Below are 12,850 nucleotides of genomic sequence, written 5' to 3'. Positions count from 1 at the left end.
CTTACTCATCCGGGTTCAGACGACGACGGCTGATGATTCGCAGCAGACGCCACAGCACCCATGCCAGCAGGACCACGCTAACCGCAGCCAGGATAGCGAGCAGAACCGGATGGTTAGCCAGCGCATACCACAGGCGTTCAAACCACGGCAGATGGCCTACGTAGTACACATCGCCTACGCGCAGGCTATTGACGCCGGACTCACGGATCACCGACACGGAACCAAACATCGCGGCACGTTTACCGCTGTCGTTCATGGCCGTATTGAGCAGTTCATACCCGCGCGGGCTGTCCGCGAGGAGAGCCACCACGCTACGCTGTTCGTTGTAAGGTGACTGGAAGCCCACCACCGCAGCCATTGCCCCCTGAGACGTTATCGTCGTCTGCGCGCTGGCCTGACGATCGTTCACATCCGGCATAATGCTCGGGAATTCGGTCTGGCGCAGCGGCGTGTTAACCCAGGACTGGGCCGCTTTCACCAGCAGATCGATACGTTTGTCATCCTTTAGCTTATCCGGAATGGTTCCGATCACCATGATGTCAGCGTCTTTGTTCTGAATCTGGCTGCCATCGTCGGTCAACGTGACGTTAATTGCCGGTAATCCCGTCTGTCCGCCAACGGTCGCCATGGTGTCCAGCAGGGTCGTGACCTGCCCTTCGTTTGGCGATTTTGGCATCACCACAATGGACTCAGAGAGATCGGCCATGCGGCTGAACGGGAAGCCCGCGTTAGCAAACGCGCGCAGGTCCGGCATCGCCAGGAAGTGATAGTACTTCGAGAAGTCGATGGTCGACTCATCGCCAATCACCACGTGGTTCTGCACCGGCTGGAAGGTGATGCAGTTTTCAGCCGAGCCGCCAGGCATCGGGTTCATGTACTGGAAATCAAAGCGCAGCTGGTTTATCGCGCCCAGCTTCAGTGCCGGGATGGAAACATCCGTTTTACCGTCCAGCAGCCCCTGCAGCACTGGCAGGCGAAGCATCAGGCGGTTCGTATCCTGCGTGCTTTGCAGGCTGAAGGATTGCAGGAACTGGTTGTTGAGGCTGATATCCATGCGCGAGCTGTCTTTGGTGGCTGGCGCGGTATACCGGTAGTTCAGATTGATATCAATGCCGTTGGTGCGCAGCAGGTACAGATCCGGCGGCAGATTCAGCGACAGGCTAATTGGCGCTGGCTCAAGCCCCGTCGCCTGCAGCTGTTCTTCATAGGTTTTCAGCTCGCCAAAGGTGACCGCACGGTCGGTACGCACCCAGTTTGGCGCATCGTAAGGTTTACGCGCCAGCAGCGGCTTGACCTCATCTATCACCACGCTGTTGCCACGGAACAGGACGTTGCCCTGGGCAATCGCTTTTGCTGCCTGCACCAGATCTTTATCATCACGACCAAAGACCACCAGCAGCTTCACGTACGGGTTTTCCGGGTGGCTTATCATCTCAACGGTCGGCGCGTTGACGTCCGGATGATCGCGCAGGAAAGCCGGGCGTTTCGCGTTGGTGGCAAACACAATGGCATTTCTGTCCGGCAGCTTGTCATACATCGCCGGGAAGCTCTGGCCGCGCCAGCCCGCGCGTGAACCAAACCAGGACGCCACAATGGTGGCCGCCAGCTGCTCGGTCACGTCCGGGGAAGAGGCAAACACCATCGGCAGCGTGAGCGGACGGTTATCACGCGGATCGAAGAACGGAACCGGGAAGGCTGAGAGATCGTTTTTCAGCGCCAGCGACTGGTAGGTCATCTGCAGCGAGGAGTTACGCCCGACGTCCATCCACAGCGTGTTGCTGGCCGGGTTTTCGCAGACATCGCGGTAGTGACCGACAAATTCCAGGCGAATACGGTTAAAGTCGGTGATGAATAGCGGGTTGATCGGCACCTGAGCCTGCGTTTTCTTGCCGAGCTGCTCTTTGGTGACCGGCAGAACGTCCATCAGCTCGTCATTCAGATAGACCTTCAGCTGAGACTGGGTCGGCAGCAGCGACGGTGACGGCGTGTATTCAAGGTTCAGCACCGCATTAGAGACAACCTCATCGCTGCGCATGCCAAATTCAATGCCGCCGTTAGGGTTGATGCCGCGCAGCACCATGCTGCCCGGAGGCGGCGCAATTTGCGCGAAGGTCAGCTTCACGTCACGCGACGGCGCATTGTCCGCAACGACGGGCGCATTCGCCCCGCGGACGCCCGGCATGACCTGCCCGATGACCTGGCCGTCTGCCGGCAGGGTATTCCCCTCCGTTGGCTGGTTCGGCAGGATGTTTTCCGTTTGACCGGGTGCCGCGGTGACAACCGGATCGGTTGCTTGCGCGACGACAGGTACGGTTGGCGCAGGCGTTGCCGCTGCGTTACCCGGGGCCGCGTTAGCCATTGTTGCGGGGAGCGCATTCATCCCCATTGCCACTGCACATAACCAGGAAAGTTTTGTTTTCATCGCGTTATCATCATTGTTGAGCCATAACCGGGTCCGCCTGCTTCGCCTCATCCCGCTCAGGACGACGAGGAATGAACGACACGACCCAGGAAACCAGCGAAGTAAGTGACCGGAAAATTAATTTCACCGACGACGGGGCAAATTCTGCAAGGTGACGATAGCCACGGAACCCCAGCTTCAGAATATCCAGCAGGCTTTCCAGAGGTTTATCTTCCGGGAAGCTGTCCTGCCAGAGAGCCCACGTATCCGCGCGGGCAAACGTACACTGCACAAAATCGATATGTTGCTTTTTGGTCAACGGCATCAGCTGCAGGCCGACTTCATTGCCCACCACGCGAACGACCTGCGTGGGGAAGACATACTCCTGCTGACCGCGCTTAAGCAGCAGGTTAACTTTCTGCCCTTCCAGCACCTTCGCCTGGCCGTTGATTTTGATCCCCAGACCGCCGTCAGAGAAGTCGTGCACGGTACAGGAGAAGAGATGGCCATCTTCACGGGCAATCGCCGCTGGCATGCAGATTTCCACGCGATGTGCGCGACGAACCTGTTTACTCTCCACCGACACCGCCACCGCGCCGCCGAGGATAATCAGGTTGTAGAAGACCCAGGCCATACTGACGAAGACGGTCAGGATTTCGTTTTCCGGACCGTAGAAGTAGCGCCAGATACCCGCAATGACGCCCACGATATTCAGCAGCACCAGGAAGATATACGGCCGGGAGATCACCCAGTCGACGTACTCCTCCTCCACCAGCCCGCCCTTCGCGGTGACGTTGAATTTACCTTTGTGCGGGTTAATCAGCGCCACCATCGTCGGCGGCGCGATGTACCAGGCCAGCACCGTTTCGTAGATTTCACTCCAGAAGGAGTGGCGGTATTTACCCTGTATCTTCGAGTTCGTCAGGCTCGCGTGGATCATGTGCGGCAGAACAAACAGCGCAATCATCAGCGCCGGGGCGTAGATGATATAAGCGTGAAGGAGCAGGAACGCCAGCGGCGCGGTCAGGAAGATCAGCCGCGGAATGCCGGACAAGAAGTGGAACATGGCGTTGACGTAGCAGAGACGCTGCGCCAGCTTGAGCCCTTTACCGATCAGGGGGTTATCGAGACGGAAAATCTGCACCATGCCGCGCGCCCAGCGAATACGCTGGCCAATGTGCGCCGACAATGACTCCGTTGCGAGGCCAGCAGCCTGCGGAATGCGCATATAGGCTGAGGTATAGCCACGACGGTGCAGGCGCAGCGAGGTGTGCGCATCTTCGGTGACCGTCTCGACGGCGATACCACCAATTTCATCCAGCGGTTTACGGCGGATAACCGCGCATGAGCCGCAGAAGAAGGTGGCGTCCCACATGTCGTTTCCGTCCTGTACCAGCCCATAGAACAGCGTGCCTTCGTTCGGGGTCTTACGGAAACGGCCAAGGTTACGTTCAAACGGGTCCGGCGAGAAGAAGTGGTGCGGCGTCTGCATCATCGCCAGCTCTTTTTCCTTCAGGAACCAGCCCATGGTCATCTGCAGGAACGAGCGCGTCGGCACGTGGTCGCAGTCAAAGATCGAAACAAACTCCCCGGTGGCATACTTCAACGCGTTGTTGATGTTCCCCGCCTTAGCGTGTTCATGCGTCGGACGGGCGATGTATTCGACGCCGACCTCCTCTGCGAACTGGCGGAACGCCGGACGGTTGCCGTCATCCAGGATCCAGACCTTGAGCTTATCTTTCGGCCAGTCGATGCCCAGCGCGGCATAGATGGTGTTCTTCACCACGCTCAGGTCTTCGTTGTAGGTCGGCACGAAGAGATCGACGGTTGGCCACTGGGTCGTGTCCTTTGGCAGCGGAACCGGCTGGCGGTTGAGCGGCCAAATCACCTGGAAATAGCCCAGCACCAGCACAATCCAGGCATAGGTTTCAGCAAACAGCAGCACCAGGCCGCACACCAGACTCACCGGGTCGTCCCAGTTCAGCGTCGAGGTATAACGCCACCAGATGTAGCGGCAGGAGACGGTCAGCGACAACACGATCAGCATCAGCGCCGAGAAGCGGCCCGGAATTCGGCGCACCAGTAGCGCCACGCCCCACAGCAGGATCAGGAAAGTGAACTGCGCCAGAGGGTTGAAAGGCTGCGTAATACAGACCAGCGCCAGAATGAGCGAGAACACAACGATCACGCCGAGGATAAAACGCCGCAAGCCCGGGTGGAGATGCCCGAGCTCTTTGTGGTTATCCAGATGGCTGGTCTTATCGCTGACGCTGTTAGGCAGCCTGTCCAGCCACTGATGGTAGCGTTCACGTAACTGTTGGACGCGGGAGAAGCTCCGCCAGTGCGGCGTTTTTATCTCCGCGCGGGATGAGGTCGCCACCAGCCAGATGGCCTGAATGAGATAACGCGCCGGATCCAGTGGACGCGGCCGGTCAGGATTAATGTGCGGATACAGTTCACTGTGCCGGGCACGTATGCGCTGCCAGCGCGGGTGTTCGAGTGGAATAAACATCCAGGCCAGAATCATCCAGAAACAGCCGAGCGCGGCGCTGAATGCCGACGCACCGTGACGGCGAAAATGCCGGTAATGTTCGCTCAAACGCGAACTGACCGGTGGGATGAGTAACCAGCTGGCGAGACGACTCATACATCACTCCCTGCATGCTCCGCCCGATTGGCGAAGTTCAGCAGACACCAGTTAGCCAGCGTCAGGATCTCTTCTGCCGCCAGTGAATCGCTGCGGTATTCGCCGAGCGGTTGCTTCGATGCAAGGCATTCCGCCATGCCCTCATCACGATGAATGACAATGGGAAGCAGGCGGCGCTGGCTCTGCAGCCAGACCTGATACAGATCGTCCTGAATCTGGCTGCCTATGCGCAAATCGTTAATCAGGATATGGCCATTCTGAGGTAGCCCCTGCTGATGCAGGCGGATATGGCAGTTCGCATCGACGTTAACGATCGAGAGGACATGATCGCACTGCGCGATAAGCTGTCGGGTCAGCGTGCCGGCACCGTGCGGCAGATCCAGCAGGATCCACTTGTAGTGACCCTTTTCCTTCAGGCTCTGCAGCGCCAGCGTAAATTGCGAAAACAGGCGCTGGTATGCGGCTTCATTTTCGCGTTCCGTGGTGGTCAGTTGACCAAACGGCAGCAGGTCAAGAAGGGAGGTATAGCGCAAACCTGCATCCTGCCAGTCTTTATCGTCAAGCAGCGCGCGGGCCCAGCCCTCTTCGCGAGTAAAGTCGACGTTAAACGACATACGCAACAAATTATCGGCGCAGGCGTCAATAACCAGCACCGATTCACCTAAAAGCTGTAATGACCACGCCAGCGCCGCGGTAACAGATGTGGTACCCACACCCCCACGGACACCCTGTAATCCGAGTATGGCCATCAATGGCTCCCTTATTGTTGATGGGCGAATTCAGCTAATAACGGCCAGCGTTTAATAGCCGCGGCCAACTGTTCCCGCTGGGAAATATCGGTGTAATCTATTTCAGGTAAAGAAAAGGCCTGCGTCAGCGCCAGAAAATCGTTTTGGAATGTGTAACCCAGGGTCGAGTCGACTGGGGTACCGGGTTCATTATTATCCATTCTTTTTCCATCCCTTTAAGGAAAATCGCACGCTAAAGAAGTTGCGGGGCTTCCTGCCCTGACAAATTTCATTTACATGCTAAATCTGATGTTCTTTAATTTCAATGTTAGGTTTATTTCTACGCTTTCGCTAGTAAACTGAGATACAGATAAATTAGACGAAAAGAGGGACACCGTGGACTCCATATTTTCTATTGGCATCCAGTCATTATGGGACGAATTGAGCCACATGCCAGTCGGAGGAGTCTGGTGGATTAATACGGACCGAAATGAAGATGCTATCAGTCTGGTAAACCAGACAATTGCTGCCCAGGATAAGGATTCCCGCGTGGCCGTCATTAGCATGGGCGAAGATCCGAAGAAAATTATCACGCTGGAAAACGATCGCGGGCCTCAGACAGTGCGATTATTTTCCATGACATCGGATGCCGATAGTCTATACTTTTTGTCCCGCGACGTTCAGTGCACTATTGATCCGGATCACTATTTGGTGATCCTTAAATGTGCAAATAACGTCCTGCAAAATATCCCTGCTGAAAAACTGCTGCCGTGGCTGGAAAAAATCAATAAATGGGCAAAATTTCAAAATTGCACGCTATTGATAGTCAATCCCGGCAGTAATAATGACAAGCTATTCTCACTTTTAATGGGTGAATATCGTTCCCTGTTCGGTCTGGCAAGCGTTCGTGACCAGGTGGGCAGCTATCTCTACGATATTGCCTTCTGGTGTAATGAAAAAGGCGTGAGCGCCAGGCAACAACTTACGCTGAAACACATCGAGGGTAAGTGGCACCTGGCACAGCAGGAAGAAACCGTGGTGCAGCCGCGCAGTGATGAAAAACGCATCCTGAGCCATATCGCGGTTTTAGAGGGGGCGCCCGCTCTGTCGGAAAACTGGTCGCTGTTTGAATCTAACGAAGACCTTTTCCACGAAGCCCGCACAACCCAGGCGGCAACCCTTATCTTCTCATTGATGCAGAATAACCAGATTGAGACGCTGGCAAGGCAGATCCACACCTTGCGCCGCCAGCGCGGAAGCGCGTTAAAAATCATCGTGCGCGAAAACAATACCAGCCTGCGCGCCACCGATGAGCGTCTGCTTCTGGGCTGTGGTGCAAATATGGTCATTCCCTGGAACGCGCCGCTGTCACGCTGCCTGACGCTGATCGAAAGCGTTCAGGGCCAGCAGTTTAGCCGCCATGTACCGGAAGACATTTCGACGCTGCTCTCTATGACGCAGCCGATGAAGCTGCGTGGATACCAAAAATGGGATACCTTCTGCGACGCCGTCGGTAACATGATGAGCAATACGCTTCTTCCTGCTGACGGAAAAGGGGTTATGGTTGCCCTGCGTCCTGTACCCGGTATCCGCGTTGAACAGGCTCTTACCTTGTGTCGCCCCAATCGTACGGGTGACATCATGACCATTGGCGACAATCGCCTGGTGCTGTTTTTGTCCTTCTGCCGGGTAAACGACCTCGATACGGCGCTTAACCATATCTTCCCCCTGCCTACCGGGGATATTTTCTCGAACCGTATGATTTGGTTCGAAGATAATACGATCAGCGCAGAGCTGGTGCAGATGCGTGCGCTCCAGCCTGAACAATGGGCTAAACCGCTCGCGATCAAGAGCGATGCGAAACCGATCCTCAATGCCAGACATGATGGACATGTCTGGCGCCGGGTTCCGGAGCCCCTTCGCTTATTAACAGACAACGCGGAGAACGCACCATCATGAATATCAGCGATATCATTCAACTGGTTATAGTCTGTGCGCTGATCTTTTTCCCGCTTGGCTACTATGCACGCCATTCCATACGTCGTATCCGTGATACGGCCAGAGTGCTGTTTATAAAACCTCGCTATGTAAAACCAGCCGGAACACTGACACGGGCATCACACGTCAAGGCAGACCGAAAACATGACTAATTCTACCTATACCGCTTCGTCACCCTCGCCGCTCTGGCAATACTGGCGCGGCCTTTCCGGCTGGAACTTCTACTTTCTGGTGAAGTTTGGTCTGCTGTGGGCAGGCTATCTGAATTTCCATCCCCTTCTTAACCTGGTATTTATGGCCTTCCTGCTGATGCCCCTGCCGAATATCAGGCTGCATCGCTTACGTCACTGGATAGCCATCCCTCTCGGCTTTGCTCTGTTCTGGCATGATACCTGGTTACCGGGACCGGACAGCATTATGAGCCAGGGCTCACAGGTGGCGGGCTTTAGCGCCAGCTATATCCTCGATCTGACCGAGCGGTTTATTAACTGGCAGATGATAGGCGCGGTATTTGTGCTGCTGGTTGCCTGGCTGTTCCTGTCACAATGGATCCGCGTCACGGTGTTTGTCGTCGCGATTATGATCTGGCTTAACGTGCTGACGCTGGCTGGGCCAAACTTTTCGCTGTGGCCTGCCGGTCAACCGACCACCACGGTGACCACCACCGGGGGAAGCGCGGCGGCCACCGTCACCACGGCAGGCGATACGCCTGTGGTGGGCGATATCCCAACCCAGACCGCACCGCCGACCTCCACGAACCTGAACGCCTGGCTCTCCAGTTTCTATACCGCGGAAGACAAACGACAGACGAAATTCCCGGATGCGCTGCCGGCGGATGCTCAGCCGTTTGAACTGCTGGTGATCAACATCTGCTCTCTCTCCTGGGCAGACGTGGACGCTGCAGGTTTGATGTCTCATCCGCTGTGGTCTCATTTCGACATTCAGTTTAAAGATTTCAACTCTGCCACCTCGTACAGCGGCCCGGCGGCCATCCGCCTGCTGCGTGCAAGCTGCGGTCAGGCATCGCATAAGAATCTGTATCAACCCGCCGGCAACCAGTGTTATCTGTTCGATAACCTCGCCAAACTGGGCTTTACGCAGCATCTGATGCTGGGGCATAACGGCCAGTTCGGCAACTTCCTGAAAGAGGTGCGCGAACAGGGGGGTATGCAGGCACCGCTGATGGATCAAACCGGTCTTCCTGTCTCTCTGCTGGGCTTCGACGGCTCGCCCGTCTATGACGATTCCGCTGTCCTGCAGCGCTGGCTGCAGACCATCGAAAAAGACAGTAATCCACGCAGCGCGACGTTCTTTAACACCCTGCCGCTCCACGACGGTAACCACTTCCCGGGCGTGAGCAAAACGGCGGATTATAAAGTGCGTGCGCAGAAATTCTTCGACGAGCTGGACGCGTTCTTTACGGAGCTGGAAAAATCAGGCCGTAAAGTAATGGTGGTCGTGGTACCTGAGCACGGTGGCGCGCTGAAAGGCGACAGAATGCAGGTGTCAGGTCTGCGTGATATCCCAAGCCCGTCGATTACCAACGTGCCTGCTGGCATTAAGTTCTTTGGGATGAAGGCACCCCATCAGGGCGCACCGATTGAAATCACCCAGCCGACCAGCTATCTGGCAATCTCAGAACTGGTTGCCCGTGCCGTTGACGGGAAGCTGTTTGTGGAAGATAGCGTGAACTGGGATCAACTCACCAGCAAACTGCCGCAAACGGCAGAAGTCTCCGAGAACGCCAACGCGGTGGTGATTCAGTATCAGAACAAACCGTACGTTCGCCTGAACGGCGGGGATTGGGTACCGTATCCGCAGTAACTGATTTCCCCCTCACCCTAACCCTCTCCCCATCGGGGAGAGGGGATAGCCAGTGCGTTATTATTGCGCTGAAATCCACACCAGCATTTTCAGACTTGCCGAATAGTAGTCGTCTTTAGAGGTGATTTCGGGTTCTCCGGAAGGCTGCCCCATCGTTAAATCACGCACGGCCAACAGACCACCTTCCATCATGTAAGGCGCATATTCGTTAGTGGTGACGTTAACCCAGGCGGGCGTTTGCTCCCGGGGGAATTGCCCAAACCACGCTTTCCACGGCGTCAGGAGTGGGCTTTGCTTATCAGACCAGGCAAGATACAGCGGAATACGAATCGCGTCATAGCTCATTCGCGGCGGCCAGCCTTTGGCCGGTTCCAGCTTGCCATCTGATGCCAGCGAGACCCAGTCAGCGGGCAGATTCGCTTTACCCGAGCCCATTTTCCCCAACAGGCGCTTCCCGTCCTTAATCAAATCGCGCCAGACCGGCAAATGACTGCGTCCGGCGAAGGCCTGCCAGGCCGGAAACACAAAATAGGAAGGATTAAGGACCACTTCACCGTCAAGCTTAAATCCCTGGACGCCGGGCAGCATCACGCGGTAACCCGCATAGCGGATGACGCTATGGGCAACCAGCGCTTTTGTAATGGCATCCGATGCGGCGCTGTAGCGTTTGTCATGCCAGCGGGCATCGGCTTTAAGCAGCGCCCAGGCAATCAGCACATCGCCATCGGCGGCGTTGTTTTTGTCCGCGACCGGGTTGGACTCTGCGGGATTATAGCGCCAGTAAAACAGACCGTTCTCTTTGTTCTTCAGCTCACGGTTTGTCCATTGCCAGAGCTTATCGAATGTGGCCTTATCGTCGTTGGCGACTGCCATCAGCATGGCAAAGCCCTGACCTTCCGTATGCGACACGCCGCCATTACCGGTATCGACAATGCGGCCTTCCGGTTTGAAAAAGCGTGCTTTGTAACTCTCCCAGGCCTGTCCCGCCTGAGAGAGAGGTGAGAACAACAAGCTCATCATGACGGCCAGCGTCGCGCAGACGGGTTTTCGCATCATTCACTCCATCCGGTTATTCGGCACTCCGCAGGGAAATCTCACCGCCCACCCAGGGTTTGATCACGCCATCCTGCTCCAGGAGCAGCGCGCCCTGAGCGTCGATACCGCGGGACGTGCCGTAGATCTCTTTATCACCAATCAGCAATTTCACCGGGCGGTTGATAAAGTTATCCAGCTTTTCCCAACGCGACAGGAACGGTGCCAGCCCTTCCTGCTCAAAAAGCGTGAGCGAGCTGCGCAGCTCTTTAATCATACGTACGGCAAGGGTGTTACGATCGATGACGATCCCCGCCTCCTGGAGGTTAGTCCAGGCCTGATTAACCACGTCATTCTGGACATTGCGCATCACCATATTGAGGCCCGCGCCAATGACGATTTGCGCCGCATCGCCCGTTTTGCCCGTCAGTTCGACCAGAATCCCGGCAAGTTTACGATCGTTGAGGTACAGATCGTTAGGCCATTTAACACGCACTTGATCCGCACCCAGATCGTGCAGCACCTCTGCCATGACGATACCGATGACCAGGCTCAGGCCAATGGCAGCGGCCGGGCCCTGATCGAGTCGCCAGTACATGGACAGATAGAGATTGGCGCCAAAGGGTGAAAACCACTTGCGGCCACGACGGCCGCGACCGGCCTGTTGATATTCAGCTACACAGGCATCGCCGGATTTGAGCTCAGGCAGACGATCCAGCAGATACTGGTTCGTCGAGTCAATCACCGGCAGCACCGCCACGTTGCCGTGTCCAATCTGGCTGCGGATCGCGTCTTCATTCAGCAACTGAATCGGCTCCGGCAGGCTGTAGCCTTTTCCGGGAACCGTAAACACATCAACACCCCAGTCACGGAGCGTCTGGATGTGCTTGTTAATGGCGGCGCGGCTCATGCCCAGCTGCTCACCCAGCTGCTCGCCGGAATGGAATTCACCATCCGCCAGGATACCAATCAGGGTTAACGGGACCGTATTGTCCTTCATGCGATAGTCTCCACAGCGTTGACTTCACCTGTGCGACCAATGAAGCGGACTTCTGGCTCCAGCCAGACGTTAAATTTTTCGCCCACACGCTGGCGAACATAGTGAGCCAGCTGTACCACATCGTCGCTGGTTGCATCGTGTTGGTTAATCAGCACCAGAGCCTGCTGTCGGTGAACGGCTGCCCCGCCAACTGAAGTGCCTTTTAGCTGGCATTGATCGATAAGCCATCCAGCCGCCAGCTTCACGCTGCCATCCGCCTGAGGGTAATGTGGCGCGGTTGGCCACTCCTCCAGAAAGCGTCTCGCATTTTCGCCGCTGATGACCGGGTTTTTAAAGAAGCTCCCTGCATTTCCGTTAACTTTGGGATCGGGAAGCTTGGTCATCCGCATATGGCAAACAGAGTCAAAAACGTCGCGTGCGGTAACGGTAGCCGGATCGAGACGCGTTAAATCCCCGTAGGTCAATACGGGCTGCCAGTTCTTCGACAGACGCAAACCCACGGCGACAATCACGTAGCGATCCTGATATTCATGTTTGAAGATACTGTCACGATAGCCAAAACGGCACTGTTCTGCGGTTAAACGCGTCGCCGTTCCGGTCGCCAGCTCGATGCAGTCGACATATTCACAGACATGTTTCAGCTCGATGCCGTAGGCGCCGATGTTCTGAATGGGTGACGATCCGGCGCAGCCTGGAATAAGCGCAAGGTTTTCCAGACCCGCCATCCCTTTTTCGAGGGTAAACTGCACCAGGTGGTGCCAGTTTTCACCAGCCCCCACGTGCACGTGCCAGCTGTCGGCACGCTCTTCCACATCAATTCCCATGATGCGGTTAACGATCACCGTTCCCGCAAAATCATCGAGAAACAGGACATTACTTCCTTCGCCCAGAATCAGTACGGGTTCGTTTTTTTCTGTTGCGCTTTGCCATGCATCCAGCAGCTGCTGTGCAGTATCGGCACGTACAATTTGATTAGCATTGCGTTGAATGCCAAAGGTATTCCAGGGCTTAAGGGAGTGGTTCATAGACGCTATCCTGATGCAAAAACGCAGGTAGTTTACCGTATAAGCAGGGTGATGGGGGATCAGTTTGTGCAGCGTATAAACGCAAAAAGGCCATCCTTTCGGATGGCCTCTTCACTTGTTTGATGCCTGGCAGTTCCCTACTCTCACATGGGGAGACCCCACACTACCATCGGCGCTACGGCGTTTCACTTCTGA

Annotated in this window: 10 protein-coding genes; 3 read left to right on the top strand and 7 right to left on the bottom strand. The window is 56.0% G+C overall.

The window, feature by feature from the left end; all coding sequences use genetic code 11:
- Window position 1: 1 nt before the first annotated feature.
- Genes bcsB through bcsR form a run of 4 tightly spaced genes read right to left on the bottom strand, consistent with a single transcriptional unit; the run spans window position 2 to window position 5,997 of the window.
- Window positions 2-2,422, bottom strand: a complete 2,421-nt coding sequence (gene bcsB / locus LJA86_RS19020; protein ID WP_229226583.1) for a cellulose biosynthesis cyclic di-GMP-binding regulatory protein BcsB — start codon at window positions 2,420-2,422, stop codon at window positions 2-4.
- A 10-nt stretch (window positions 2,423-2,432) separates the two neighbouring features.
- Complete coding sequence (bcsA, locus tag LJA86_RS19015; RefSeq protein ID WP_045909068.1) at window positions 2,433-5,048, bottom strand: UDP-forming cellulose synthase catalytic subunit; 2,616 nt, start codon at window positions 5,046-5,048, stop codon at window positions 2,433-2,435.
- Window positions 5,045-5,797, bottom strand: coding sequence for a cellulose biosynthesis protein BcsQ (gene bcsQ / locus LJA86_RS19010; protein WP_045909069.1), 753 nt, complete (start codon window positions 5,795-5,797; stop codon window positions 5,045-5,047). Before bcsQ ends, bcsA begins: the two co-directional genes overlap by 4 nt.
- An 11-nt stretch (window positions 5,798-5,808) precedes the next feature.
- The gene (bcsR, locus tag LJA86_RS19005) at window positions 5,809-5,997 is read right to left on the bottom strand and encodes a cellulose biosynthesis protein BcsR (protein WP_008503237.1); all 189 of its coding nucleotides are present in this window, start codon (window positions 5,995-5,997) and stop codon (window positions 5,809-5,811) included.
- Window positions 5,998-6,172: 175 nt separating this feature from the next.
- On the opposite strand from bcsR, the gene bcsE reads away from it, so the two are divergent.
- Genes bcsE through bcsG form a run of 3 tightly spaced genes read left to right on the top strand, consistent with a single transcriptional unit; the run spans window position 6,173 to window position 9,598 of the window.
- On the top strand, window positions 6,173-7,735 hold the full coding sequence (gene bcsE / locus LJA86_RS19000; protein ID WP_045909070.1) for a cellulose biosynthesis c-di-GMP-binding protein BcsE: 1,563 nt from the start codon (window positions 6,173-6,175) through the stop codon (window positions 7,733-7,735).
- Window positions 7,732-7,926 (top strand): cellulose biosynthesis protein BcsF, encoded by a 195-nt coding sequence (gene bcsF, locus LJA86_RS18995; RefSeq protein ID WP_045909071.1) that lies wholly within the window; start codon window positions 7,732-7,734, stop codon window positions 7,924-7,926. Before bcsE ends, bcsF begins: the two co-directional genes overlap by 4 nt.
- A complete protein-coding gene (gene bcsG / locus LJA86_RS18990; RefSeq protein ID WP_048226281.1) occupies window positions 7,919-9,598 on the top strand; it encodes a cellulose biosynthesis protein BcsG in 1,680 nt (559 codons plus the stop codon). Before bcsF ends, bcsG begins: the two co-directional genes overlap by 8 nt.
- A 60-nt stretch (window positions 9,599-9,658) precedes the next feature.
- Here the strand turns inward: bcsG and LJA86_RS18985 are convergent, their stop codons facing one another.
- From LJA86_RS18985 to murB, 3 genes are read right to left on the bottom strand one after another with little or no spacing between them, the layout of a single operon-like run.
- Complete coding sequence (locus LJA86_RS18985; protein WP_045909073.1) at window positions 9,659-10,651, bottom strand: glycosyl hydrolase family 8; 993 nt, start codon at window positions 10,649-10,651, stop codon at window positions 9,659-9,661.
- Between the two features lie 16 nt (window positions 10,652-10,667).
- Complete coding sequence (gene birA, locus LJA86_RS18980) at window positions 10,668-11,630, bottom strand: bifunctional biotin--[acetyl-CoA-carboxylase] ligase/biotin operon repressor BirA (RefSeq protein ID WP_063622776.1); 963 nt, start codon at window positions 11,628-11,630, stop codon at window positions 10,668-10,670.
- On the bottom strand, window positions 11,627-12,655 hold the full coding sequence (gene murB / locus LJA86_RS18975) for a UDP-N-acetylmuramate dehydrogenase (RefSeq protein ID WP_045909075.1): 1,029 nt from the start codon (window positions 12,653-12,655) through the stop codon (window positions 11,627-11,629). Before murB ends, birA begins: the two co-directional genes overlap by 4 nt.
- Between the last annotated feature and the right edge of the window lie 195 nt (window positions 12,656-12,850).

The sequence above is a fragment of the Enterobacter sp. TCD1-1 genome (genome assembly GCF_020567405.1).
GTDB lineage: Bacteria > Pseudomonadota > Gammaproteobacteria > Enterobacterales > Enterobacteriaceae > Enterobacter > Enterobacter quasiroggenkampii.
This window is presented reverse-complemented; position numbering and strand designations above follow the sequence as displayed.

Coding starts and splice junctions, on each gene's coding strand:
- bcsB (WP_229226583.1), bottom strand. CDS start 2,422: ATGAAAACAAAACTTTCCTGGTTATGTGCAGTGGCAATGGGGATGAAT.
- bcsA (WP_045909068.1), bottom strand. CDS start 5,048: ATGAGTCGTCTCGCCAGCTGGTTACTCATCCCACCGGTCAGTTCGCGT.
- bcsQ (WP_045909069.1), bottom strand. CDS start 5,797: ATGGCCATACTCGGATTACAGGGTGTCCGTGGGGGTGTGGGTACCACA.
- bcsR (WP_008503237.1), bottom strand. CDS start 5,997: ATGGATAATAATGAACCCGGTACCCCAGTCGACTCGACCCTGGGTTAC.
- bcsF (WP_045909071.1), top strand. CDS start 7,732: ATGAATATCAGCGATATCATTCAACTGGTTATAGTCTGTGCGCTGATC.
- bcsG (WP_048226281.1), top strand. CDS start 7,919: ATGACTAATTCTACCTATACCGCTTCGTCACCCTCGCCGCTCTGGCAA.
- LJA86_RS18985 (WP_045909073.1), bottom strand. CDS start 10,651: ATGCGAAAACCCGTCTGCGCGACGCTGGCCGTCATGATGAGCTTGTTG.
- birA (WP_063622776.1), bottom strand. CDS start 11,630: ATGAAGGACAATACGGTCCCGTTAACCCTGATTGGTATCCTGGCGGAT.
- murB (WP_045909075.1), bottom strand. CDS start 12,655: ATGAACCACTCCCTTAAGCCCTGGAATACCTTTGGCATTCAACGCAAT.